Raw genomic sequence first — 26,575 nt, forward strand, 5'->3', positions numbered from 1 at the left:
ATTAATAACCTGGGTTTTGTTTGTACAATCCCTGACTGAAATTAATTTGCTTCAACGGAATTGGGCAATATTCTTCTTTGTGCGCATCAAAAAAGGCGTCCTGATAATAGGTGCGTTTTATCTTTTCTTTTGCATAAAAATCATTCATAACCTGATCTGTAATTCCCCAGCGAACAAGATCGAAGAATCGGCTTCCTTCCATTGCCAATTCTAAACGGCGTTCCCAGCGTAAAGCTTTGCGGGCAAAATCCTGTGTCCAGTTGCAATTGCTTCCGTCAACATACGTATTAATTTTGAAGTTCTTCACATAAGGCAATCTTCCTGTACTTTGCGCTGCTCTTTCTCTGATTTCATTAATCAACGGCAAAGCTTCAGCTTGTCTTCCTAACTCAATCAAAGCTTCGGCACGCATCAAAATCACATCAGCATAGCGAATCTGAATTCTGTTTTTTGAATTTCCATAAAACGGATCGATATTTACGACGCAAGTGCAATTTGGAGCCACATTTTCTTTTAAAGAAGCATAATAGCCATAAGTTCCAGGAGATCGTACCCAAGCTTCGACATATAGAAATTCAGGATCGTATTTATATGGCAGCCCTGGCATCGCTACAGTATGGTACAATCTTGGATCAACTGTATTAGCATCTATATTTTTATAATCAAAATCTTCATTGTTGTACGTATCAAACTCTGGCAAACCATTTGCGCCTGTTTTAAAAGCATTCACCAAATTCTGGCTTGGTTTATGAAAATCGCAACAGCCTAAACCTTGCGGTGTAGAAAGAACGTCAGAAAAATTCAATCTTCCGTATAAAGTTCCGTCGTTGTCTGAAAACTGAATAGAGAAAATAGATTCTGGTCCGTTTTCATAAGTTCCTGGCAAAAAGTTATTAGCAAAATCAGGCTCTAATGACGCTTTTCCAATTACTTTATCGGTTGCCGCGATTACTTCCTGCAAATGCTGCTGATTAATTCCTGTAACTTTAAAAGTTTCATCCTGAGTATATGCCTGATATAATCTTGTTTTTGCCAAATAAGAATATGCTGCTTTTTTAGTCGCACGCCCCACTTCTGGTTGCGTATCTGGCAAATTGTCGGCTGCTGCCTGAAAATCTTCTGCAATTTTTTCCCAAAGCTCTTCGTTTGAAAGCGCTTTGTTTGAAATCGTTTTGTAATCTTCTATTGCAATATCTTCGGTAATATAAGGCACATTTCTAAACATGATTTTCAGCATAAAGTAAAAATGCCCTCTTAAAAAACGCATTTCAGCCATACGTGTTTTTTTCAGCGGATAATCTGCTTCTGAGATTTGTTCCAAAGCTTTCAAAGCCTTATTGGCTCTAGAAACCCCTACATAACTGATGTACCAAAAACTGTCTAATTCTCCAAAATCAGGACGAATATTATTTGAAACTTCGAAAAAGTGAAAATCCTGAATGTCGTTTGTACCGCTTCCGCCTTTGTAAGCATCATCAGAACGAACATTTCCAAACGGCCACAAACTGTACGGAGAATCATAATGGTCATTTCCTAACTGCGCATAAGCCGCATTCATAAATCCTTCGACATTTTCGGGCGTAACAATATCTTTTTCTGATAATACGCCACGAGGATCATTTTCTAAAAAATCGGAACAGGAAGCAAAGAACCCCAACACTGCAAATCCTGCTATATATAGTATTTTTTTCATTTTTTAATCTTTTGTTATAAAGTAAAATTAAGACCAGCAGTAAAAGTGGTTGGTTGCGGATATCCAAAACCAGCATTTTCTGGATCGACTCCTGTAAAGCCTTTCGAATCAATAATCAATAGATTCTGACCGCTGATATACAATCTGAAACTTTCCATATTTAGCTTTTTAAGCAATTCTTTTGGAAAATTATATCCAAACTGTAAAACTCTTAGTTTAAGATAACTGCCGTTTTCTACATAATAAGTCGAGAATCTTGATTCTGCATTTCTATCTACTGTTGTCAATGCAGGGATAGTTGAATTTGGATTATCCAAAGACCAAGCATTCAATAATCGCGTTCCTTTGTTTGATCCTACATCATCAACACTCCAGAAATCAGTTTGATATTTTGTGTTATTAATTACATCAACATCTGTCGCGCCTTCCCAAAAAGTGGTAAAATCAAAGTTTTTATAAGCTAAGTTCAAATTGATTCCGTACAGCAATCCTGGGTTTGGATTCCCAATCCATGTACGGTCTTTATCTGTAATTACTCCATCTCCGTTTAAATCTTTATAGCGAATTCTTCCAAGGCCTTTTCCTTCCTGAATTGCCGAGTTATCCACCTGATCCTGACTTGTAAACAATCCATCAGTAACGTAGCCATACATTGAATTAATCGGACGTCCCAAAATATTATCGTCTAGTCCGTTTCCGCCATAATTGTTTTTTACTTCATCTGGCAATTGTGTAATCTTATTTCTGTTTGCCGAAATATTTCCAGAAATATCATATTTCAGTCCAAATGAGGTTTCGTCATGATAGCCTAATGAAAACTCCCAACCTTTGTTTTCCATAGAAGCTCCGTTTACCCAACGATTTCCACCTTCTCCAATAACTCCCAAATACGGAGGCAAAACCAAAATATCATCTGTTTTTTTGATGTAATAATCTACAGATCCGCTTAGTTTTTGTTTGAATAAACCAAAGTCCAGACCAACGTTAGTTTGCGTTGTCGTTTCCCATTTTAAATCATCATTTCCAGATTGTGTTGCAATAAAACCTGACGGAAGCAATCCGTTTCCGTTTCCTGCAATATCATAAGCCGTTCCAAAAGAAGTAGCCCAAGTCGGACTTCCGCCTGCATAACTTGCCAAATAAAGCGAATAAACGGCTGTATTGCTGATTTCCTGATTACCGGTTTGCCCCCATCCTGCTCTTAATTTTAAATCAGAAAAAACAGGAGCGTTATTTTTTATGAAATTCTCATTGCTGATTCTCCACCCCGCAGAAACTGCTGGAAATGTCCCGAACTGATTGTTTTTACCAAAACGAGAAGAACCATCGCGACGAATTGTAGCCGAAAGCAGGTAACGATTGTCAAACTCATAATCTGCTTTTCCAAAATAAGAAAGCAAAGAATATACGGTTGAAGTTCCGCTTGTAAAAGATTCTCCTGTACCTGCATCAGGATACATATAATCTGGCGTTTCGATCAAAAAGTCGTTTTTACGCAGTGTATTGGTATCATACGTATCTTTATACATCTCTGTTCCTGCCATCAGATTCAGATTGTTTTTTCCGAAATTCAAGCTATAGATTGCCGTATTCGTCCAAGTCCATTTGTCACTCACAGATTGATCAATCGTAACAGAAGTCTGGTCGTTTTGCAAATACCCTGATTTGTAGCTTCTTTGTAAAGTGCGTTTTTTATAAAAACCGTAATCCATTCCGAAACTCGTTTTAATGTGCAGATTCTTAATAATTTCCAAATCGGCGTAAGCATTACCAAAAAGGCGTAAATAATCGTATTTATTGTCTTTGTTATATTCTAAAAGACGAACTGGATTTTGTCTGTCGTTCATTCCTCCAACAGGTCCTCCCCATCCTTTTCCGTCTACAGTATGTACCGGAATAATAGGTAAAGCTCGCAATGCAGGATCTAAAACTCCAGGATCTGTCACTTCGTTGGTGCGGTTTAAGCTGAAATTTTCGCCAATCACTAATTTTCCGTCAAAGTATTTGTAAGAACTGTTCATTCTCGCAGAAATTCTTTCAAAATCGGTAGTTTTCACCACACCTTCATTATCATAATAGCCAAGAGAAAAAACATAATTTCCTTTATCTGATGCATTAGAAACAGACAAATCATACGAATTGGCAACTCCTGTTTGAGAAATAGCATCGTACCAGTCTGTATTTGATGCTTTTAAAGTTTGTTCGTTATCTAAATATTCTGGAACCAGAACTTTATTTAATTGCGGTTTATTATTGTTTACCGACCAATCAAACTGATAACGCAGATTATTATTATTCGGATTTAGACCATCATTAATATTGGCCTGCCAAAGCGCCTGCCCAAACTGATTGGCATTCAGCACATCTAATTTTCTCGAATAGTCAGAAAATGAAGAATATGTACTGAAATTGATTCTCATTTTGCCTTCTTTTCCTTTTTTGGTTGTAATGATAATTACACCGTTTGAAGCTCGCGAACCATAGATACTGGCAGACGAAGCATCTTTTAGAACCTGAATGCTTTCTATATCATTAGGATTCAATTCGTGCATTCCCGATTTTGTAGGCATTCCGTCGATTACGTAAAGCGGATCAGTGTTGTTTAAAGTTCCAACACCACGAATTACTACTTTGGTATTTCCTCCGCTTGGCGAACCATCAGACGATACTTTTACACCCGCAACCCTTCCCTGCAAAGCTTTAATAGGGTTTGGTTCTGGCTGTTTCATAACGTCTTTCATGTTTACCACCGCAACAGCTCCGGTAATATCTGTTTTCTTTTGTTTAGAATATCCCGTTACGACTACTTCATTCAATTGATTGTTGTCGACTTTTAGCGTTATATTGATTGTTTTTTGTCCTTTAACTGGTACTGACTGCGGGCTAAATCCCACAAAAGAAACTACAAGCACAGCATCAGGAGCAATGTTTGGAAAGGAAAAATTCCCGTCAAAATCGGTAACCGAACTGGTATTGGTTCCCGAAATCATTACTGTTGCACCAGGAAGCGGCATTCCGTCATCAGAGGAAATTACCGTTCCTTTTATTCCGTTTTCCTGCGCCATCATGAGCATTGGAAAAAAGAAAAATAGAAAATAAAAAATCTTATTTCTCATAAATTCTTGGTTTGGTTAAGGTTATTTTTAATAGTTAGTTATTGTTTAACTGCCCACTCTTTAGCAGTTTTTTATTTTGAAAAATAGATGTAACGATCCTGAAAGAGATTATCCTTCTTACGGCAATACGATCTTTTTTTGGATTGGATTAGAAAAATTTTATTCGATTGTGTTATTGCTTTTTATTAATGTCCAGTACTTGAACAATTCCATTTTTTAATTCTATTTTCTCTTTTGAAGAAAGCGAAAGAGCTGAAAATGGTTTGTTTAAGAAAAAGATTTCTGTCATCACTTTTTCGCCGTTGTTATAAAAGATCTCAATTGAAGTTTTATCCAAAATAATTTTAAAAACAGCACTTTTTTGGCTTCCCTCCAAAAACGCCTTGCTTACATTTGAAGCAAACTTATCTGAAAAATCAATTCTTCCTGCTTTAGAACGATCAATGAACAAATAATTTTCTTTGTTGTTTAGACCAAAACTTAAAGATTCTCCATCTGAATTTGAAAGTGTAAAAGTATAATCGTCCTGCTTCAGGTTTTTTAAATCCAGACTAATAACGGCTTTCGTTAAATCTGCTTTTCCGCTTTCGATTACTTTTAAAGTTCCTTTTTCGTTTAAATTTTGCACTTTAATGGTTTCGGCAACATAATTATTTAATTCTCTTACTGGTTTACTCTCCAAGTTATAGAAGTTTCCTTTTTTTACCAATTGCAATTCACGCGGAATCGTGTTGCTGCTTCTCCATATTGTTGTCGGAACCTGCTGTGCATATTCCCAGTTTGACATCCATCCTATAAATAATCTTCTTCCGTCTGAAGCTGGCACATTATTCCAAGTTACTCCGGCATAATTATCTTTTCCATAATCTGCCCAAACGGCTTTTTCATTTTTTACTCTGTCAGCAAAACTTTTATCCATCGTGAATGTTTTTCCATCAAAATCTCCAACAAAATACTGGACACCAGAACCTCCGTTTGGCCCACCTGGATTAAGATTTACAATTAAAACCCATTTGGTTTCTGTTGTTCCTTCGACTTTTATTTCAAAGAAATCCGGACATTCCCAAACTCCTCCGTGAGCACCGATGTTTTTTCCGAAGTCAGAGAGCAACTCCCAATTCTTCAAATTAGAGGATTTGTAAAACTGTACTCTATCTTGCGCCGCCAGCACCATAATCCATTGTTTGTGTGTTTCATCCCAAGAAACTTTCGGATCACGAAAATCTCGAATTCCAGGATTTTTCACGACAGGATTTCCTTCCTCAAATTTCTGCCATGTAACCCCATTATCATTCGAAAAAGCAATATCTTGCTGTTCTACATCTATTTTGTTTTCTTTCTCCTTCGTCATATCGTGCAGCGTATACACTGCGATAATTGGAGCCGTTTTTCCTGTTCCTAAACCAGAGGTATTGTGCGTATCCACAACAGCACTTCCAGAAAAAATATATTTGTCTTTATCAGGATAAATCGCAATTGGCAATTCTTCCCATTTTATTAAATCTTTAGAAATGGCGTGTCCCCAGTGCATTGGTCCCCATGTATTTCCGTCTGGATAATGCTGATAAAACAAATGGTAATAGCCATTGGCGAAAAACATTCCGTTGGGATCATTCATCCAGCCTTTTTTTGGCGTAAAATGAAAGTTTGGGCGATACATTTGTTCTTCTGCTGTGTTCGATACGGTTACAGCAGCAGTTTGTGCAGTTGCAGAAGAAGGTTTAAATCCTGCTATCGATAGTAAAGCGGCACTATAAAGAGCTAACGGGAGATGTTTCTTTGATTTCATTTTTGTGGTTATTTTTTTTAGTTAGTGTTTCACTTAGCGCTTCTAAAGCAATTCCTTTGGTTTCAGGCATCAGAAAAATTACAAATAACAATTGCAATACCATCATTAGCGTAAAAATAAGGAATACAACTTCTGGTCCGATTTCTGAAAATAACATTGGAATTAGAGACGGAATAATCGCAGCCAGAACCCAATGTACAGAACTTCCAAATGCTTGTCCCGACGCGCGAATGTGATTTGGAAAAATTTCTGAAATGAAAACCCAAATTACAGCGCCCTGACCAATGGCATGCGAAGCAATAAACAAGAAAAGGAAAATAGGAACTGACAAACCGCCCCAATTGTAATAAAAAGAAGCCGATACTAAGCCAAGAGAAATAATATATCCAACAGAACCAATGTACATTAACAACTTTCTTCCTAATTTGTCGATTAATGCTACACCGATTAAGGTGAAAATAAGATTGGTAACTCCAATTCCGATACTGCTTAGCAATGCTGTATTTTGTCCTAAACCAGCTTCTTCAAAAATTCTTGGCGCATAATATAGAAAGGCATTAATTCCAGAAAATTGATTAAAAAAGGCAATTAAGAAAGCCAAAATTAAAGGGAAACGGTATTTCTTCATGAAAATATTTTCGTGTTTGCCTGCACCGTTTTCACGGGTATCATCTATTAAATCGGAAATATTTGCCGTTGGATCTATTGCATACAAAACTTTACGCGCTTCTTCATCACGGTTTTTAGATAAAAGCCATCTCGGACTTTCTGGAATCGTTACAATAAAAAGAATGTAAACCAAAGAAGGAATTGCCTGAACGCCGATCATCCATCTCCATGCATTTTCGCCAATATCTTTCAAAAAATAATTGGAAATAAAAGCGATTAAAATACCCAATACAATATTAAACTGGTACAGAGCTACCAAACGTCCTCTCTTATCAGCAGGAGCAATTTCTGAAACATAAGCTGGAGCGGCAATAGTTGAAGCGCCCACTCCTAAACCTCCAATAAATCTGAAAGCGGCAAACACAAATGGATTATTGGCAAAAGCAGCTCCAATTGCCGAAGCAAAATATAAAATACCAATCCAGAATAACGTTTTTTTACGTCCTAATTTATTAGTTGGAATTCCACCGAAGATTGCACCAACCACAGTTCCCCATAGTGCCATTGCCATAACAACTGAACCATGAAAGGCATCAGATGAATGCCAAAGAAGCTGTAACTGTTTATCAGCTCCAGAAATAACTACGGTATCAAAACCGAAAAGAAAACCTGCCAACGCAGCAGTAACAGACCAAATCAATATCTTATTCATTGTACATGTATTAAAAACTTGTTGCTAAGATATCTGCAAAAAAAACAACTTATTTTTAATGATGTTACAATTTATTTCTTTAAATATTGATAGATTGACATTTTAAACACAAATACTTTATTTTCAGTATTTTACAAAAATCAAAATCATTTTACGAAAACCTTGTAGTTTCGATTTTGTTACATAAGCTTCGAAATTGATACTTAAAAGGAAACAATTTCAAAGAGAAATTAATTAGACATTTTATATTCTTTAGGAGAAATTCCAAATTTATTCTTAAAAGCTGTAGAAAAATAGTTCGGAGAAGAGAATCCAAGCGAGTACGCAATCTCCGAAATATTCATTTCATTTGACTTTAAAAGCTCTGCTGCTTTCTCTAATTTGACATTATTAATATGATCGCTGATATTAATTCCGATAATGGCTTTTACTTTTCTGTACAATTGAACTCTAGAAACTCCCAATTTATCGGCTAAATCTTCAACAGAAAACTTCGGATTCTCAACATTCTTCGTAATAATTTCATTCATTTTGGTAATAAAAGCCTGTTCCTGATTCCCGAATTTAGATTCGGGTTCAACTCGGTAAATATTATTCGTATAATAGTAACGTAGTTTTTCTCTGTTGAAAAGCAGACTTGAAATAGATTGTTTCAGAATCGAAAGACTAAACGGTTTTGTCAAATATTGGTCTACTCCACTCTGAAGTCCTTTTAAAACCGATTCTTTATTGCTTTGTGCTGTCAAAATTATTATCGGAATATGAGAGGAACGCAAGTCTTTCTTCAATTCCCTGCTGATTTCGTAACCGTCTTTTTCTACTAAATTAATGTCGCAAATGATAATATCGGGAATAATTTCCAAGGCTTTTTCTATGGCATCGCTTCCATCAGAAGTATACACTATATATTCATTTGAAAGTTTAGCCTTTAAAAAATGAACCAGATCGATATTGTCTTCAATGATTAAAAGCGAATGTTTTTCGGCATCAGAAATAGTGTTTATTTCTTTTAAATCAGGTTCAATATTCAAATTATCTGTAATTAAACTCGGAATACTGGTTAGGTTTTCTACTTTCTGAATAATTTCTCCAGGCTGTAAATGGCTGCTTCCTTTTAATAAGGTGATAATAAACTCGCTTCCCTGTTTTGATTTTAATTCGATTTTTCCTTGATGCAGAAGCACAAATTCTTTAGACAAATGCAAACCAATTCCTGAACTGTTTTTATTATTATTTGAAGCTCTGAAAAAAGGATCAAAAACATTTGAAAGCTCATCATCAGGAATTCCGATTCCAGAATCTTTGAAATGAATTTTTACCGTATTGTCCTGATTTTCGACTATTGAAATAGTAATTCTACCATTATCAGGCGTGAACTTAAAAGCATTTGACAGTAAATTAAAATAGACTTTATCCATTAAACCTCGGTCAATGAACAATTCTAAACTTTTGTTTTTGCAGATTAACTGAAAATCAATGTTTCTGCGGGCTGCCTCTCCTTTAAAATTAGCCATAACCTCACTGGTGAAATCATAAATTTTAGTATTGGAGGCTCTTAGCGTAAATTTCTGTTCTTCAATTTTTCTAAAATCCAATAACTGATTAATCAATCGCAATAATCTGTTTGAATTTTTGTAGATTAGTTTCACTTCATCGATTAAAGCTGTTCCTTTAATTTTCTCATTCTCAATTAAAGATTCCACATAACTCATTATTAAAGTAATCGGTGTTTTAAATTCGTGCGATAGTCCTGTAAAGAAATTCAGTTTTGTTTCATTACTTTTTGCGGCAATTTGAGCCATTTCCTGAATTTCTTTGTTCTGATCGATTACAGTCTGATTGATTTTCTCCAATTGCTTTTTCTTTTTTGAAATCGAAATCGTCGAGTAAATGCTATAAATCGTTAAGCTCAGAATAATGACCAGAAAAAAACTAAGCAATCGAACCAGATTATTCTGCGAAGCATATTCTTTTTCCTGCACTTTGATAGCGCTTTGCTGCGACTCTATGACCAGCTGCTGCTGATCGACTTTGTCCATTTGGTTTTCGATAATTTCAGCATTGTTTTTATCAATTACAATGGTATTCAGAATGTTATTTTTTGCTACTGATTCTTTGTTAAACATTTTAAGGGCCAATTTCAAAGCCTCATTTCCGCCAGTTGGATACAAAATTGTGCCGTCAAGAACGCCGCTTTTTACTAATTCAATTCCACCATTTACGGTATTTAAAGCATCAACGCCAATAAACTTAATTTTCTTTTCTAAACCCAAAGTTTTTGCTGTTTCCCAAGCGCTTAGAGCCATTCTGTCGTTTTGAGCAAATATATATTCTACATTAGGATTTTGTTGGAGAATTGCTTTTAGAGGCGCTTTAACCGATTCTTTTTCCCAATCGCCTTGAATGGTATTTACAATTGTGAAACGCTTGTTTTCATTGATGATCTGGCTAAAACCAAGCGTTCTTTCATAAGCCGGAGACGATCCGCTGGCGCCTGTGATTTCTATAATCCTACCAGAACCCTTACTGTGCGAGACTATATATCGCGCTGCGATTCGGCCAATTTCTATATTATCTGCTCCAAGATAAGCCGTATAGTTTTCTCCTTCTATTTTTCGATCTACAACAAGAACAGGAATTCCTGCCTTAATTGATTTTTCTACCACTGCCGTTAAAGGTTTGGACTGAATTGGCGAAACAATAATAACATCGACTTTGTTAGAAATAAAACGTTCAATATCTTCTATTTGTTTTTCTACATTATTATTGGCATCCTTAATTGTTAAATCGACTTCTGGCCGCAACGAAGCTTCAATTTTTATAGAACTGTTCATTTGTTTGCGCCAATCGTCTGTAGACATTGCCTGCGAAAAACCAACTTTAATTTTGTCTCCTTGCTTTTGTTTGCAAGAAACCAGACTTAATGATGCTGTCAATAGCAACAAAATATATTTTACAAATTGATACATGAAATTATGAGTTATGTAAATGAAAATGAGTGTCAGTAAATAGTATTCTGAACCTGTACCCTATCAAAATAATTAGGAAGGATTATTTTGATAGTGCAACTGGGAAGTAAATTTAAAAAGTAAAATTAAACTTTTATTTTATGTTCGCAACTCGACTAAGATTAAATCGAATCTTTTATTTTAGTAAATTTACTTCTCTTTTTATATCAGCTTACATGGAAATGAATAATTTGGAATTAGTTTCGGTTAAAGAAGTACTAATCAAAAGGATCAATAGCTTTAAAAGTACGACACTTCCAGATATTATTTCTGTTGAAGAACCTTTGGAAATACTACTACAGTACGGACCTGAAAATCAAAGGATACTGAAAAACATTTCGGTAACAATGAGAACTCCTGGCAATGATATACAACTTGCAATAGGTTTTTTATTTACGGAAGGAATTATTTCATCGTATGATAATGTAAAAGACGCTTATCATTTAGAGACAGGATGTAAAATACAGAAGAAAAACAGCATTCAAATTGAACTCAAAGAAGATTTTGTACCTCATTTGATGAAGGCAGAACGAAATTTTTATACCACTTCAAGCTGTGGAGTTTGCGGAAAAGGCTCTATTGAAGCGATAAAAACAGTCAGCTCTTTTAGTTTTGCAAACAAACCCAAATTAAACCTTTCTTTAGAGACACTTTATCAAATGCCTCAAAGGTTAAGAATAGCGCAAAGCGATTTTGCCGCAACAGGCGGTATTCATGCATGCGGTCTTTTTTCGGCTGACGGCGAATTAATCTTATCGCACGAAGATGTAGGAAGACATAATGCTTTAGATAAACTCATTGGTTCGGCCCTAGCAGCAAACTTATTGCCGTTAAACAAACACATTTTGATTCTTAGCGGAAGAGCCAGTTTTGAACTCATCCAAAAAGCGGCTATGTCGGGCATATCGGTGGTTGCAGCAATTGGAGCTCCATCAAGTCTTGCAGTAGAATTAGCAATAGAATTTAATATTACACTTTTGGGATTTCTTAAAGAAGATCGAGTCAATATCTATAATTCTTCCGATACGGTATCAATAGAAACCCATCAAGAGTAAGCCAATCATTATTTAAACTAGCACCAATTTTTCAATTAAACAGAAAAGCCATGAAAGAAGAGCTGAATGACAAAAATAACGGCGATAAAAATATAAAAGTTCCTGACGCCGAAAATCCGTACCGACTTTTAGACCTAAAATTAACAAAGGTAGAAGATTGGGCAGCGGGTGTTCCTGCTGTTGTGGCTGCTTTTAGTGATCTTATTGAAGAAAAAACCCTTGTAAGAGGTACAAAAGCTTTGTTTAAGATGAATCAAGCAGGTGGTTTTGACTGCCCAAGCTGTGCTTGGCCTGATCCCGATGATGAAAGATCTGCATTGGGCGAGTATTGCGAAAACGGAGCAAAAGCACTGGCCGAAGAAGCAACTACAAAAAAGATTACCGCTGATTTTTTTAAAGAAAACTCTGTTTTTGAACTTTCTAAATTAGATGATTATCAGATTGGCAAAATGGGACGACTTAGCGATCCGATGTATTTGCCTAAAAATGGCACACATTATCAGCCGATAAGTTGGGATGATGCATTCAAAAAAATAGCCGAACATCTTAACGCATTAGAATCTCCAGATGAAGCAGCTTTTTATACTTCTGGAAGAACAAGCAATGAAGCCTCTTTTCTTTACCAGCTTTTTGCAAAAGAATACGGCACCAATAATATGCCCGATTGCTCCAATATGTGTCACGAAACCTCTGGAACAGCTTTAAGGCCAACCATCGGAATTGGAAAAGGCACCGTAACACTCGATGACTTTTATGATACAGATGTTATTGTAATCATTGGCCAAAACCCAGGAACCAATGCGCCCCGCATGATGAGCGCTTTATCAAGAGGCAAAAAAAACGGAGCCAAAATTATTGCGATCAACCCTTTGCCGGAAGCGGGTTTAATGGGATTTAGAAATCCGCAGGAAATCAATGGAGTTCTTAGAAGCGGTGTTAAACTGGCAGATCTTTACCTGCCTGTAAAGATTAATGGTGATATGGCGCTGCTAAAAGCGCTCGAAATTATCTTATTTGAATTGGAAAAGAAAAACCCAGGAAAAGTATTTGATTACGAATTCATCAAAGAAAAAACGACGGGTTATGATGCCTATCTTAAACAGTTTGATGATTACAATCTGGATGATCTTGCTCTTCTTTCTGGAGTCTCAAAAGAATTGCTTTATGAAGCTGCCGAAATCTTAGCTTTCAAAAAACGAATTATTGTCTGCTGGGGAATGGGGCTAACCCAACAACCCAACGGTGTCGACATGATTCAGGAAATTTTAAACATTCTGTTACTCAAAGGCAGCATTGGAAAGCCTGGAGCAGGTGTCTGCCCTGTTCGCGGACACAGCAACGTACAAGGAAATAGAACCATGATGATTGACGAAAAACCAACCGCAGAACAGCTTGACCGTCTGCAGGCATTTTATGGTTTTAATCCGCCTAGAACTCATGGCTATGATGTTGTTCGCGCCATTAAAGCAATGCACGAAGAAAAAATAAAAGTGCTGTTTTGCATGGGAGGTAACTTTTTATCGGCTACACCCGATACTACTTACACTGCCAGCGCTTTAAGAAAACTTAATCTGACGGTTTGCGTATCAACCAAACTTAACCGCAGTCATCTTGTTCACGGACAGGAAGCTCTTATATTGCCAACATTGTCGCGAAGCGATATTGATATTGTCAATGGTGAAGCCCAGTTTGTAACTACCGAAAATTCGATGGGTGTTGTGCAATCCTCAAAAGGAATACTCAAACCAGTATCTGACAATCTTATTAATGAAACACAGATTGTCTGCAAAATGGCCATGGCAACTTTAGGAAGCAAATCTGTAGTAAATTGGCAGAAATATCATGATAGTTATGATGCCGTAAGAGACGATATAGAAAAATGTATTCCAGGTTTTGAAAATTATAATGTAAGAGCACGCGAAAAAGGAGGTTTTTACCTGCCGAATGCCGCTCGTCACGGACAATTTATTACAAAGAAATTTGGAGACCGCGTTCCCTTTACCTTAACTTCAATACCAAACAATGCACTAGCTCCAGACGAGTATTTAATGGCAACGACCCGAACACACGATCAATTTAATACTACCATATATGGACTTGATGACCGTTATCGCGGTATAAAAAATGAGCGCAGAGTAATTTTCATGAATCAAAATGATATTGAAAAGGCGGGTCTAAAAGCTGGCGATAAGGTTGATTTATTTAATTATGATGATGACATTGAACGTATCGCTCCTTTGTTTATCGTTGTGAAATACCAAATACCAGAAAAGAACGCTGTTACTTATTTTCCAGAAACCAATGTTTTGGTTTCTGTCAATAACGTGGTTAAAGACAGTAATATGCCAGCATCAAAATATGTGAAAATTAAAATCAAAAAACACGATCCTAAAATTTACGAGAAAATAAATCAATTGTAGCCACCAATCTTACAGATGACTCTGTATTAATAAAGGACTGTTTTAGGAATTCACTCAAAATAAATTATGATAATAAAAAACAAGGAAAACTGGCTGAAAATGCTTTTTGTCTGGCATGAGTCAGTTCTGCCTCGACTATTGCCAAGGCTGACTATATTGTTCATTCTGTCTTTAGTGATTGTGTATTTTCACGGAATGATTTTTTCATTTAAAATACCCCTTAATCCGACGCCATTGACTTTATTTGGATTTGTCCTGGCTTTGTTTCTTGGTTTTCGCAACAATGTTAGCTATGATAGATTTTGGGAAGGAAGAAAACTCTGGGGAGCACTATTAAATCATACCCGCTCTTTAGCAAGGCAGACCATGACTTTGACAGATTCAAATACAGCGAATGCAGCAAAATTGGAATTTATTTCGTTATTACGCTCTTTTGGATATGCACTAAAACACCAACTGAGAGATACTGATGCTAATGATGATTTAAAAACACGTCTTACAGAAAAACAATTTGCAATAGTTTCACAAGGACAGTACAAACCCATTGTTCTTACCAAACTCATGGGAGAATGGATTCAAAAGACAAGAGAGGAAAACAAAATTGATTCCATTCAGCAGGCACGTTTTGATGAAAATCTGGATGCATTAACTGACATTGTTGGCGGTTGTGAAAGAATTGCATCTACACCTATACCCTACACCTATCGTGTTTTGCTGCATCGCACCGTTTATATCTACTGTTTTCTATTGCCGTTTGGATTGGTAGACAGTCTGCAATGGCTCACCCCGTTTATTGTGGTTTTTATTGCCTACACTTTTGTTGCCTTCGAAGCTATTGCCGATGAAATCGAAGAACCATTTGGAACTGAGCCAAATGACCTCGCTCTTAGCAGTATGTGTGAAATGATTGAAGCTACCATCTGCGAATTGGCAAGCATACCGCTAAACCAGACACAAAAAGTAAAACAAACCATAATTGACTAACTTAAAGCTATCATTTCTCCTCTTCCGAATTATTAAATGCAGAAGGCATTAATTCGATATGGTATTTATCTGCTGCTTTTATCAATATTGGCATTAGAACCGAAGCTCCCGGAATTAATACAAAAGGAATACCGATACCTAAGATTTTTAATGAATCGAAGAGTTGTGTTTTAAGGATATTTTCTTCTTCACTACTTATTTTACCATTCTTAATATATTTTTCAATAATTAAGATGGCTTCCTTTTCACTTTCCCCTTCTTTTTTCAGATCGAGCAAAAAGCAATGAATATTCTCTTCGATAATGGTTTCAATTTGCATCATTTCGTTTTGATGATTTTTTTTTCTTAAATTATAATCTATCTAAGATTAAGATTGTCCATATTCGTCCAATACATCTAATGTTGGAACAAAAAACAATGTTCCCGTTTGCGCTGTGCTAAAATCCAAAATTCGATCATAATTGCCAACTGGATCGCCAATGAACATATTTTCAAGCATTTTTTTTGTTGTGCTAAAAGTGCTTGCATAGGAAATAAAGTACGTTCCAATTTCACCTTTAGAAGGATTTCCAAAAGGCATATTATCTCTTACAATTTTAAGTTCGTTGCCATTTTCATCTGTAATAGCCGTGAGAGCGCTATGCGAGTTTGCAGGTTTCACGTCATCGTCCATTTCAATATCATCCATTTTAGACCTTCCAATTACTTTCTCTTGCTCTTCTGTTGTCAAGCTTTCCCAGTTCTTCATATTGTGAAAATATTTCTGAACAAATAAATAGCTGCCTCCTTTATAAACAGGATCCTCATCTCCGACCAATGCAAAATGCTCTCTTTCCTCTCCTACTGGATTTTCTGTGCCATCAACAAAGCCAATTATAGAACGGCCGTCCCAGTAGCGAAATCCATGAACCTCTTCCAGACATTCTGCAACATCTCCTAAAACTTTGGTGATAGCAATGGCCATGTCAAAACAAACGGCAGCATTTGAAGCTCTTAAATGAAAATGCAGATCACCTGCAGTAGATATTGCAGTATGCTTAGCTCCTGCAATAGTTTCAAAGTTCACCAATTCTTTAGGCAATGGCAATGGCAAACCAAGTTTTATCCATGCATCATGGCCAATTCCCATAACGCAACTGGTCTTCCCGTCGGGCACTCTTATATTATAAGAATTGTTCAAATTGCCAACCAGCGCGCAAAGCTTTTCAAATGAAGTCTTTGCTTCTTCCTGATGTATAAATTTCCATACCATAAAAATAGTATTGTTGTTAGGATAGTCAGTGACGTTTTGCGATTGCTTCATGATGTGATTTATACGTTAGATACTATTCAAATGTAGCATTAAAATCCCAAAAGGAAAAAACTTCTTTTAACAGATTCTCCCATACAATTCTTTATTTCATCTTTAATATTTTAAAGCACAGTTAGGGTTTAAGCAATTGCTGCGTAAAGATTATTTATAGGGTTAATCTTAAAAAAACACGTATTACTACCTGCTGATAATTTAAAATGCCACCATACATTTGTTCTAATTTAATAAATGAATATTTATAGAAAACCTATTTTTTCAGATAAACCTGGCTTTTAGATCCTATTGATAAGACATTATTACAATCCCCATTTCTATACTTCTATACCTATTGAAATACTACTGAGGAGAAGCATGACAGAGAGATTTCAATAACGAAGAAAAGATTTCTACGCCAAAAAATATATGAGTACAATACAGCAAAATTTCCAATTTGGTTAGTTGCTGAATTCCATAATGATCTATTTCATTTTTTAAAGTTTAGAAAAACAAAAACCAAATCAATTCCTCTGCTACTATGAAAAACACGGTAAATTTCTTTTTAAACGGGAAACCTGCGGTTATAGAAAATCCTTCTCCCGATTTACTTTTAATTGATTATTTAAGATCTCCCGAAGTAGGTCTTTGCGGACCAAAGAAACCATGCGGACAAGGAGGCTGTGGCGGTTGCACAGTGATTCTATCACAATGGAATTCTCAAGAAAAGAAACCTGAGCATTTGGCCATAAACTCCTGTCTAAGACCCGTATGTTCCATAGGAGGACTATCGATCACGACTATTGAAGGAACTGGTTCTGCCCGTAAACCAGACCCAGAACATTTTGTACAAAAAACCAGTTCAACACGTATGCCTGCTCCTCCAGGTGAAGACTATTCTCCTGTATTAGAAGAGGCCGAAAAACAAGCAGGAGACAAACTTCTCGCTGTTCAAAAACAAGTTGCCCGAGCCACTCATGACGGAAGCAGTGTCGCACAAATTAAACTTATAAAAAATGTTTCTGAGTTTCCATCTGAAGAAACTCATACAGGGATAAATCCAGTCGCTTACCAATTGGCACTTAACAACGGAAGTCAATGCGGTTACTGCAGCGTAGGATTTGTAATGAATATGTCAGAGTTCATAATCAATAACCCGAAAGCAACCAAAAAAGAAATCGAACAGTGCCTTGATGGTAATTTATGCCGTTGTACAGGTTATCGTTCCATCCTTACCGGAATGAAAACTTTTGCTTCTGACTGGGATGCTGAAGATGAGAAAAAAAGAATGTCCTGCACACTTGATCCCGTTGGTAAAGCTCAGCTTCCAGGCAAACTAGAAATTCCTTTCCCAAAAGAAGCCCAACATGCAGCTATAGGCGTTTCGGGAATTCGCTGGGCTACTCCAGCAACATTGGAAGAATTAGCAGAAATTTTAAACGAAAAACCAGACGTTAGATTAGTTCATGCAAACACCTCGTACGGAATTTACAAAAATGAGTATCTGCCCATTACTTTTTACGCTGACATTCGTTTCATCCCAGAATTAAACGCAAAAAATAAAATAGAAGATAATTACCTTCAGCTATCAGCCAGCACTACTTATAGCAGTTTGATTGAAATACTTTCTGAATGCATTAAAGCAAGAGAAGGCTCTCAAAAGAAATCTAAATCGGATAGTACAGCGCTGGAAGCATTAGATTATATGGCACGCAGAACCGCTGGCCGAATTGTGCGTAATGCGGCAACAATTGGCGGAAATACCATGCTAGTCTTGAAACATATTCCAAAAGGCACAGGCGAACCTTTTCCTTCAGACCTTTTTACTGTGTTATTTGCTTTAGATATAAAAATCAGCTATTTCCAATTAGAAAAAAATGGACAATTTATAGCTTATACAAAAACAGCCCAAGAACTTCTTGACGCTATCAAAGCTAATTCAAAACTTGCAGATCAAATTGTTCTTAGCTCGTATGAAATTCCATTAAAAAATGATAATGCTGTTGTATTTGCCCAAAAAGTGGCACTTCGTGAAGTAAACGCTCATAGTATTGTAAATGCTACGACCAATTTTACTATTAATGATAAATACAATATTGAGTCGGCAGTAATTGCATTTGGAGGTATTGCGCCTTATCCGTGGAGAGCTGCAGAGACCGAAAAAGCAATGTTAAATAAAAAACTGGAACTGAAAGATGTCGATAAACTTTCAATAATTCTAGCAAAAGAAGTGCAAAAAGAACTCGATCTTCAGGAAAAACGCATGAGCGAAGTTCCTAATGAAGGTTTTACAAAGGAATACCGAACACAACTAGCAGTTTCCTTTTTTTACAAATCAATCATAAATGCTTTAGTTGCAAAAGGAGTCCAGATTCCAGAAAACCTAATTTCTGCCGCAGAAAACAAATGGAACCAATGGCCGGTAAGTGATGGAGTTCAACATTATAAAACACAAGATTATAAAGCGCCAGTTGCACAGCCTTACATCAAAGTTACAGCTATGTACCAGACTTCTGGGCAAATTCATTACACACATGAACTTCCTGTGCCTCCGCAAACCTTAAACGGTGCATTTGTACAAAGCCGCAAAGCTCTGATGAACTATTCTTTTGTGGTAAATGGTAAAGAAGTCGAGATTGAAGAATTGCGAGTACACCTTAAAAAGGAATATCCTGCTTTTAGCGATATTATTACCGCTGAAAATGTTAAAAATGGAGGACGTAATTATCAGGGAATGGGAAATGACCAGCCTCTTTTTGCAGAACAACTGGTGAGTTATGTAGGGCAATCTATTGCTTTGATACTTGCCTCAAACGAACAGGAAGCCATTAGAATTGCCGCAGAAGTTTCAGAAAAATATGTTCAGTATGCAAGACCAGGAAGTCCTTGGACGGGACAATGGAGCGAGCCGATTTTCGATTTTCTTGATGCAATTAAAAAAGGAAGCATCTTTCCCGATGCTCCTATTACAACTCCGTTTATATCTCATATCTGGAAAATAACACGCCCAGGAAGCCAATTTGACTGGGTAAAACAACACACCAACAAACTTGAAACTCTAGTACGGGAACATTCCATAACCGAAAGACAAGAGGATGTAGACAATATTCCGTGTACGGTGGTTACTTCTTCGCAGCTTTGTGGCGGACAGGCTCATTTTTATATGGAGCCACAGGCCTGTATTGCAACTCCTGTAGATGAAGGGCGAATAAAAGTACAGCCCTCTGTTCAAAGTCCGGGAGGAATGCACGATACCGTCGCTTCAGCACTAGCAATGTATCATCATCAAGTAGAAGTCAATGTTCCGCCTGTTGGAGGAGGATTTGGAGGAAAAACAGAACAAACGCGTTTTGTTGCAGGACCTACTGCAGTTGCTGCAAAAGCTGTTAAAAAGCCTGTGAGAATAGCAATGCCACGTGACGAAGATACTGCCATGATAGGAAAACGCCATGCTTATTATGGTGAATACGAAATTGCTGTTGACACTGGTCAATATAAACCAGAAAATAAAGGAATTCTTCATGGCTTCCAGCTTAAAATGTGGGGCGATGGCGGTGCTTTTTATGATTGTTCGTTTATCGTATCCAATTGCATTCAATTGCGTACCGACAATGCTTACAGAATTAAAAATTTTGAAAGCCAAATTGATGTATGCCGAACTAATACCGCACCTAGCACAGCAATGCGTGCCTTTGGAGATGTACAAGGAAAAAATATTGTCGAAAATGCCATAGATGATGCGGCTGTTTCCATTAATATGAGACCTGAAGATCTGCGTGAAAAAAACCTTTACGACCGTGGAGATGTGACTCCTTTTGGCCAAGCGCTTACTTACTGCTATATGAAGCAGGTATGGGCTTACGCTAAAGAAGTGTCAAATTTTGAAGCTAAATATGCAGAAGTTCAAAAGTTCAACAAAGAAAACAAATGGTTTAAAAGAGGTATTTCTATGATCCCTGTAAAATATGGATCAGGATACAATCTGCTTATGCTGGAACAATCAGCTGCTGTTGTCGCAATTAATCCAGCTGACGGAACCGTTGTTATTCATCAAGGAGGTGTTGAAATTGGACAAGGTCTGGTTACACAAGCACAACAAGTAGCTTCATACGTATTGGGAATTCCAATGGAGATGATATTTATTGACAATGTAAATACAAGCATCACTCCTAACCCAACAAGTACGGGAGGTTCTACAGGAACTCCTTATTCGTGCGAAGCCGTAAAACAAACCTGCGAAGAAATGCGATCTAGGCTTATGGAATTTGGCTACCAAATGCTGAATGAAAATGGTGACGAATGGTGCAAAAACAAAAACATAGATTTTTGGAATTACGGTGCAGGTGAAAATAAAGGTTGGGCTAAAAAAATTAATCCAAACCCAGGAAACAAATCCATGATTTGGCAGAATCTAATCAGTTTAGCCGCTTCTCAAAGGATAAACCTTATCGCTACTTTTAATGCCAAAATAAAAGGTGGCGAAGTGCAGATTCCTGCTATGACGTTCAAAACAGAAAACGACCAGCCTAATATTCCGGGCATCGAACGTATCAAAGATGCTCCGCTTGGCGGTGGTGTTGATTCGTTTGTAGGCTTCACCTATTCTGTGGCATGTTCGGTTACCGAAGTAGATATTCTTACAGGAGAAGTAAAAATCATCAGCTCTGATATTATTTATGATATGGGATGGAGTATGAATCCTGCAATAGATATAGGACAGATCGAAGGTGCTTTTGTTCAAGGAATCGGATATCTTTTAACTGAAAAATTAGTATCAGAAACAGATGGTCCGGATATCGGAAGATTAAATTCAACCAACACTTGGCGCTACAAAATTCCTGCTATCACTACAATTCCTCTTGAAATGAATACCTACCTTTTTCCAAGAGATGAGAAATCTGTTCTTGGCATACCCGAAGATCCTAACCAGATATTTTCAGCCAAAGAAGTGGGCGAACCTCCTCTCGTACTGGCCAACAGCGTTTTCTTTGCCATAAAAGATGCCATAAGAGCTTCAAGAATAGAGCGCGGTCTGTCTCCTCTATTCCGACTTGATGCTCCAGCCACTGTACAGGAAGTGCAAAGAGCTTGTGAGATTACCGAAAACAATTTAGCCAAATAAATAAACTATTAACCCAATCTTTAATTTATGAAACAATTAAGTCCGCTTATTATAGCAATTTCTGTTTTGTTTGTTTCTTGCGACAAAAAACGCGAGGAACCTGTAGCAGAAAAAAAGAACCTTGCCCTAGCTGCGTTGGAACAAAGAAATTATGAAGAGGATGGATTTCCTGACTTTGGTTACATGGTAAGCCCTCAGGAATATCGAGATAAATATTCTGATCAGCCTATTTTTCGTCTAAAAACAGATTTCCCAACGGAATTGCCAGAGGAAATGCCTAAATTTTTGGATATCGATTTCAAGAAAGAACCTTTGAAATATATTGAAGCGGTGCGCGATTATGGCTTTGAAGGAAACACTGAGGAATGGAATCCATACAAAAACAAAGTTCGTAACTGGTACCATATTCCGTGGCTGCATCCAAGTGTTGAAGGACCAAATGCGTATCCGCCAAACGGAGGTACAGAAGGCTTTCACGGCTTGATTAAAGAAGCACCGCTTGGACCTCTTCAATTAGGACCAGGACTTAAAGGAATTGAGGGTGATTATTCGGTTTACGCGATAACACTAATAAATGATAAAGCTGGTTATGCTATGGGCAAAATGTGGAAATCTCCGCAAACCCCTAATATAAAAGTATTGGACAAACGTTATGATAATGGTGGATTCCCAACAGGTACTGTATTTATCAAACTCCTTTTTACCGATGCTCCTAAAGGGACTGATTTTGTAGATTATCTTGTAAATCCGCTGACATGGAAAGCGTATATTACTGAAAATTTCTGGAAATCGGATAAGAGAGTGGTTGCAGATGTGCATCTTCTTCAAATGGATATTTCTGTACGTGATCCTAGAGCAGACAGAAGTCCGAGCAATCCTCAGGGAACTGGATGGGTGTTTGGAACATTCTGCTACAACGGAAAACTGAACAAGAAAAACAAATTAATGAATCTTGTGCCTGTAGGTCTTACTTGGGGGAACGATCCTGAAAACAAAATAAACAAAACATCACCTTATCCGCCGATCAAAACGGAAGTAAACAAAGATTTGAAAGAGACGGTAATTTTTGAAAGTCCGAGTCTGCCTCCTCAGCATCTTGGATGGAATGGCAGATTGGATGGTCCGGCCGATCTTAATACTGTTTCGTGCATGTCATGCCATAATGCAGCGCAATATCCTGCTGTAACCTCACTTGTTCCTCCTAATGCAGCCCCAGACGGAGGTGTAAATCCGCCTGTTGGAGGAGGAAATAAAAAATGGATGGAATGGTTTCAGAATATAGAATGCGGAACCTCAATGGATCCGAATGTATATTCAACTGATTTCTCTTTCCAAGTAGCGATTGCCCTAGAAAATTTCTTCACTGCCAAAGCAGCTTCAGAAAACGGAAAATTTGCTTCACAGTATAAAGCTGTTCATGTGCCTATCCGCCGCGGAGATATTGCACCAAACAAATAATTTCGTACTTAGAAATAAAATCTTACCTGTTCTATTTTCGGACAGGTAAGATTAAATAACAGCAGAAATGACCCACGAATTTCTAAAAATAATCGATTCATATAAAAAGGCCCACGAAAGAAATATACAGACGGTTTTGGCAACTATTGTGTACACAGAAGGCTCTTCTTATCGCAAACAAGGAACCCGAATGCTTATTGACCAATATGGAAACACAACTGGAGCATTAAGCGGAGGATGCGTAGAGCAGGAAGTTATTAGGCAGTCAACTAGTGTATTTTCTTCAGGATGCCCAAAAGTATTCAAATACGACGGACGCTATAGATTGGGTTGCGAAGGAAGCATTTATATTTTACTCGAACGCTTTTCTCCTAATAGCGAACTGATCGATCTTATTGAGAATGCCATTGAACAGAGACAGTCTTTTTATTTAACTTCTTCATTCACTACAGAAGAAATAAGCAATCCAGATTTTGGGACTTCCTTTGAATTTAAAGACACCATGATTTATCATTCTAATTATGATGAAGAGTCAGTCAATCCGATTTTTAAACAATTAATAGAGCCGTTAAACCGACTTTGCATTTTTGGGGTCGAACATGATGCGGAAAAATTGAGCCAAATGGCATCTTTCTTAGGCTGGGAAGTCATTATAATAGGCTCTGAATACAGTTCTGTAAATGGCACTGATTTTCCTTTTGCAAAATCTGTACTAACAATGAAACCAGAAGATCTGGATCAGGATCTGTTCTGTAGCCATACTGCTATTATGGTCATGAGCCATAATTATTCTAAAGATTTACGATTTTTACTCAGCATTCTTCCGTCAAAAGCACGCTACATTGGTCTTCTAGGTCCTGTTCATCGCAGAGAAAAATTATTAAATGCCATTATTGAAAGCGATTTAATTTTTGACGACTCCCTATTTGATAAATTTCATGGTCCCGCTGGCCTAGCCATTGGAAGCAAGACACCAGAAGAAATAGCACTGTCTATAATGGCAGAAATTACCGCTATCTGGAGAAGAACACTCCCACAAGAGTCTGTTAGCGCAGATTTGCAATCTGTGCCCACAAAGCAGGTTAACGCAAAGGTCGTCTAAGAAATAGCTGTTCTTTAATTTAAAAAAAGAACTATCGCTCTTGATTTATTAATTGATTGATCATACCATTAAAGATAAAACCATGAAAAGGCAATACAGCATACCAATACAGCTTACCTGCTATTCCTTTCGGTTTGAAGGTTGCTGCTTGGTACAAGGTATTCTTGAAAATTTTAAACTCCAGCCAAGCTTCTCCTGGTAATCTCATTTCGGCGTACAAGATTAATTTTCCTTGCTTTTTATCGGCATAAACTACGCGCCAAAAATCCAGCACATCACCCACATGAATATTTTGTCTATTTGTCCTGCCCCGTCTTGCTCCTACGCCACCAAAAATCTTATCTATAAAACCGCGCAGACTCCATAGCCAGTCTGCATAATACCATCCAGTCTCTCCGCCTATTGACCAAATTTTTGAAATAACAGCATCACGATCCGTAATTTTTCTCTTTCTTCTGTCAATAAAACAATCTTTTTTGGGTACTTTCAGATAATATTCTACACTTCCCTTAAACTGTCCGCTTATCTGCGAATCTTTCCAGCTCGAGGCCACGGCATCTTCATCAATTTTAATCAATGCTTTCTGCAATGCTTCAGCATAAGTAATGGGCTTTACCTCAAGTAAATCATTAATTCTATTATCACGGCAAATCACTTCCACTTTCATACTGCTCACTAAAGCCGAAGCAAGTTTGAAGGATGTTGAGGTTATAAAATAAAGCCAATAGGAAGACAATTTTGGTGTCATTACGGGCAGGGTAAAAATATATCTTTTAAGCTTTTTCGCTTCTGCAAACCGCAATAACATTTGCTTATAGGTAAGAATATCGGGACCACCAATATCAAAACTTTCATTGTAAGTTTTAGGATCAAGCAGTGCTTTACTTAAAAATTCTAAAACATCAGTAACCGCTATGGGTTGGCATTTAGTGTTAAGCCATTTAGGAGTAATCATTATTGGCAGTTTGTGAACCAAGTCGCGTATAATTTCAAAAGAAGCACTGCCAGATCCTACAATAATTCCAGCTCTGAGTGTTGTTGTTGGGGTTGTTCCTGATTTTAGAATTTCCTCTACGGCTTTTCTGGAAGACAAATGCTTTGACAACGATTTGTCATTTACAATACCGCTTAAATAAATAATCTGTCTTGCATTGGTTCTGTTTACTTTTTCTTTGAAATTATTGGCCGCAATACGCTCGAGCTCATCGTAATTTACAGCGCCAGACATGGAATGGATTAGGTAATAAACTGCATCAATATCTTCAGGTATTTTATCTACACTTTTCTGGTCTAAAAAGTCTACTTCAATAAGCTGTATGCTTGCTGAAAATACTTCAGGATAATAAAATCGGTTTTTATCCCGCACACAACAGATTACTTCGTGCCCCTGCTCAAGCAGCAAAGGCAGCAGTCTTTTGCCGATGTACCCTGTTGCACCTGTTAATAGAATTTTCATTTCTTAACCTATTAAATTTTAAAACTAACAAGACCATAATCCATTTGAAAAATCTGTCCCGAAATGGATCTTGTGGCGCTAGAAATTAGATAATCTGCCATTTGTGCCACTTCCTCAGGCTTTAAATAGTTTTTCAGCGGATGGCGCTCGATCATATTTTCTTTCATACGATCATTTCTCAAGATAGAAGCAGATAATGGAGTCTCAGTGATTGTTGGCGCAATAGCATTAATACGAATCGTAGGAGCCAGCTCTGCGCCTAAAGATTTTACAAGACCTTCAATCCCGCCTTTTGCTGTGGCAATACTGGCATGAAAAGGCATTCCTAATTTTACGGCAACCGTACTGAAAAGAACAATAGACGGATTTGTACCTCTTCTTAAAGCGGGTAAATAATGTTGTATTGCCTTTACTGCACCAATAACATTGATTTCGAAATCATTTTTAAAATCCTCGATGCTCAGACTTGAAATCGGCTTCAAATTTATCGAGCCTGGACAGTAAATAAGAGCGTCTATTTTTTCAATTTCAGGAAGTACATCCTCTAAAACATCTGCCGAATGATGAACTAAATTGGGATGTGAAATTTCAAGAGCAGTTCTGCTGATATTAAAAATCTGTCTTTTTTCTAACTGTTGCAAAACTATTGCCTTCCCAATTCCTCTACTGCCTCCTATTACAACTATTTTTTCCATTTCTCTCACTAAATCAGCTTAATAAAATCTCGATTTATACTATAAAGATACTAATTGTTTAACTTTTATCA

The 26,575-nt window shown here is 37.1% G+C and carries 15 protein-coding genes; 6 read left to right on the top strand and 9 right to left on the bottom strand.

Annotated elements, in window-relative coordinates:
- Nucleotide 1 precedes the first annotated feature (1 nt).
- The 5 genes from J7574_RS11685 to J7574_RS11705 all read right to left on the bottom strand — a co-directional run bounded on the left by J7574_RS11685 (nucleotide 2) and on the right by J7574_RS11705 (nucleotide 10,888).
- Nucleotides 2-1,693 carry a RagB/SusD family nutrient uptake outer membrane protein gene (locus J7574_RS11685; protein WP_290968304.1) on the bottom strand — a complete coding sequence of 564 codons (1,692 nt, stop codon included), beginning with the start codon at nucleotides 1,691-1,693 and terminating at the stop codon, nucleotides 2-4.
- A 14-nt stretch (nucleotides 1,694-1,707) separates the two neighbouring features.
- On the bottom strand, nucleotides 1,708-4,809 hold the full coding sequence (locus tag J7574_RS11690; RefSeq protein WP_290968305.1) for a TonB-dependent receptor: 3,102 nt from the start codon (nucleotides 4,807-4,809) through the stop codon (nucleotides 1,708-1,710).
- 172 nt (nucleotides 4,810-4,981) lie between these two features.
- A complete protein-coding gene (locus J7574_RS11695; RefSeq protein ID WP_290968307.1) occupies nucleotides 4,982-6,598 on the bottom strand; it encodes a glycoside hydrolase family 32 protein in 1,617 nt (538 codons plus the stop codon).
- Nucleotides 6,561-7,919, bottom strand: a complete 1,359-nt coding sequence (locus tag J7574_RS11700; protein ID WP_290968309.1) for a sugar porter family MFS transporter — start codon at nucleotides 7,917-7,919, stop codon at nucleotides 6,561-6,563. Before J7574_RS11700 ends, J7574_RS11695 begins: the two co-directional genes overlap by 38 nt.
- Before the next feature lie 230 nt (nucleotides 7,920-8,149).
- Nucleotides 8,150-10,888, bottom strand: coding sequence for a substrate-binding domain-containing protein (locus J7574_RS11705; RefSeq protein WP_290968311.1), 2,739 nt, complete (start codon nucleotides 10,886-10,888; stop codon nucleotides 8,150-8,152).
- 215 nt (nucleotides 10,889-11,103) lie between these two features.
- On the opposite strand from J7574_RS11705, the gene fdhD reads away from it, so the two are divergent.
- From fdhD to J7574_RS11720, 3 genes are all read left to right on the top strand, one after another.
- Nucleotides 11,104-11,982 carry a formate dehydrogenase accessory sulfurtransferase FdhD gene (gene fdhD / locus J7574_RS11710; protein ID WP_290968313.1) on the top strand — a complete coding sequence of 293 codons (879 nt, stop codon included), beginning with the start codon at nucleotides 11,104-11,106 and terminating at the stop codon, nucleotides 11,980-11,982.
- Nucleotides 11,983-12,032: 50 nt separating this feature from the next.
- Entirely contained in the window at nucleotides 12,033-14,402 is a 2,370-nt protein-coding gene (locus J7574_RS11715; protein ID WP_290968315.1) for an FdhF/YdeP family oxidoreductase, read from the top strand.
- A 66-nt stretch (nucleotides 14,403-14,468) separates the two neighbouring features.
- Nucleotides 14,469-15,386 (top strand): bestrophin family protein, encoded by a 918-nt coding sequence (locus J7574_RS11720; protein WP_290968317.1) that lies wholly within the window; start codon nucleotides 14,469-14,471, stop codon nucleotides 15,384-15,386.
- Between the two features lie 10 nt (nucleotides 15,387-15,396).
- Here the strand turns inward: J7574_RS11720 and J7574_RS11725 are convergent, their stop codons facing one another.
- A complete protein-coding gene (locus tag J7574_RS11725; protein ID WP_290968318.1) occupies nucleotides 15,397-15,708 on the bottom strand; it encodes a hypothetical protein in 312 nt (103 codons plus the stop codon).
- 45 nt (nucleotides 15,709-15,753) lie between these two features.
- A complete protein-coding gene (locus J7574_RS11730) occupies nucleotides 15,754-16,689 on the bottom strand; it encodes a Dyp-type peroxidase (protein WP_290968320.1) in 936 nt (311 codons plus the stop codon).
- Nucleotides 16,690-17,212: 523 nt separating this feature from the next.
- Here J7574_RS11730 and J7574_RS11735 point away from each other — a divergent pair.
- From J7574_RS11735 to J7574_RS11745, 3 genes are all read left to right on the top strand, one after another.
- Nucleotides 17,213-21,793 carry a molybdopterin cofactor-binding domain-containing protein gene (locus tag J7574_RS11735; RefSeq protein ID WP_290968322.1) on the top strand — a complete coding sequence of 1,527 codons (4,581 nt, stop codon included), beginning with the start codon at nucleotides 17,213-17,215 and terminating at the stop codon, nucleotides 21,791-21,793.
- Nucleotides 21,794-21,820: 27 nt separating this feature from the next.
- Nucleotides 21,821-23,251 (top strand): hypothetical protein, encoded by a 1,431-nt coding sequence (locus J7574_RS11740; protein ID WP_290968324.1) that lies wholly within the window; start codon nucleotides 21,821-21,823, stop codon nucleotides 23,249-23,251.
- 67 nt (nucleotides 23,252-23,318) lie between these two features.
- Complete coding sequence (locus tag J7574_RS11745) at nucleotides 23,319-24,353, top strand: XdhC family protein (protein WP_290968325.1); 1,035 nt, start codon at nucleotides 23,319-23,321, stop codon at nucleotides 24,351-24,353.
- A 31-nt stretch (nucleotides 24,354-24,384) separates the two neighbouring features.
- Here J7574_RS11745 and J7574_RS11750 read toward each other — a convergent pair whose 3' ends face one another.
- Both J7574_RS11750 and J7574_RS11755 read right to left on the bottom strand, forming a co-directional pair.
- Nucleotides 24,385-25,809 (bottom strand): SDR family oxidoreductase, encoded by a 1,425-nt coding sequence (locus tag J7574_RS11750; RefSeq protein ID WP_290968327.1) that lies wholly within the window; start codon nucleotides 25,807-25,809, stop codon nucleotides 24,385-24,387.
- 11 nt (nucleotides 25,810-25,820) lie between these two features.
- Nucleotides 25,821-26,504 (bottom strand): SDR family NAD(P)-dependent oxidoreductase, encoded by a 684-nt coding sequence (locus J7574_RS11755; protein ID WP_290968329.1) that lies wholly within the window; start codon nucleotides 26,502-26,504, stop codon nucleotides 25,821-25,823.
- Nucleotides 26,505-26,575: the final 71 nt, after the last annotated feature.

Source organism: Flavobacterium sp. (genome assembly GCF_017744675.1).
Classification (GTDB): Bacteria; Bacteroidota; Bacteroidia; order Flavobacteriales; family Flavobacteriaceae; genus Flavobacterium.

Excerpts from the sequence above, each read along its gene's own strand:
- J7574_RS11685 (WP_290968304.1), bottom strand. The coding sequence starts at position 1,693 with ATGAAAAAAATACTATATATAGCAGGATTTGCAGTGTTGGGGTTCTTT.
- J7574_RS11690 (WP_290968305.1), bottom strand. The coding sequence starts at position 4,809 with ATGAGAAATAAGATTTTTTATTTTCTATTTTTCTTTTTTCCAATGCTC.
- J7574_RS11695 (WP_290968307.1), bottom strand. The coding sequence starts at position 6,598 with ATGAAATCAAAGAAACATCTCCCGTTAGCTCTTTATAGTGCCGCTTTA.
- J7574_RS11700 (WP_290968309.1), bottom strand. The coding sequence starts at position 7,919 with ATGAATAAGATATTGATTTGGTCTGTTACTGCTGCGTTGGCAGGTTTT.
- J7574_RS11705 (WP_290968311.1), bottom strand. The coding sequence starts at position 10,888 with ATGTATCAATTTGTAAAATATATTTTGTTGCTATTGACAGCATCATTA.
- fdhD (WP_290968313.1), top strand. The coding sequence starts at position 11,104 with ATGGAAATGAATAATTTGGAATTAGTTTCGGTTAAAGAAGTACTAATC.
- J7574_RS11715 (WP_290968315.1), top strand. The coding sequence starts at position 12,033 with ATGAAAGAAGAGCTGAATGACAAAAATAACGGCGATAAAAATATAAAA.
- J7574_RS11720 (WP_290968317.1), top strand. The coding sequence starts at position 14,469 with ATGATAATAAAAAACAAGGAAAACTGGCTGAAAATGCTTTTTGTCTGG.
- J7574_RS11725 (WP_290968318.1), bottom strand. The coding sequence starts at position 15,708 with ATGATGCAAATTGAAACCATTATCGAAGAGAATATTCATTGCTTTTTG.
- J7574_RS11730 (WP_290968320.1), bottom strand. The coding sequence starts at position 16,689 with ATGAAGCAATCGCAAAACGTCACTGACTATCCTAACAACAATACTATT.
- J7574_RS11735 (WP_290968322.1), top strand. The coding sequence starts at position 17,213 with ATGAAAAACACGGTAAATTTCTTTTTAAACGGGAAACCTGCGGTTATA.
- J7574_RS11740 (WP_290968324.1), top strand. The coding sequence starts at position 21,821 with ATGAAACAATTAAGTCCGCTTATTATAGCAATTTCTGTTTTGTTTGTT.
- J7574_RS11745 (WP_290968325.1), top strand. The coding sequence starts at position 23,319 with ATGACCCACGAATTTCTAAAAATAATCGATTCATATAAAAAGGCCCAC.
- J7574_RS11750 (WP_290968327.1), bottom strand. The coding sequence starts at position 25,809 with ATGAAAATTCTATTAACAGGTGCAACAGGGTACATCGGCAAAAGACTG.
- J7574_RS11755 (WP_290968329.1), bottom strand. The coding sequence starts at position 26,504 with ATGGAAAAAATAGTTGTAATAGGAGGCAGTAGAGGAATTGGGAAGGCA.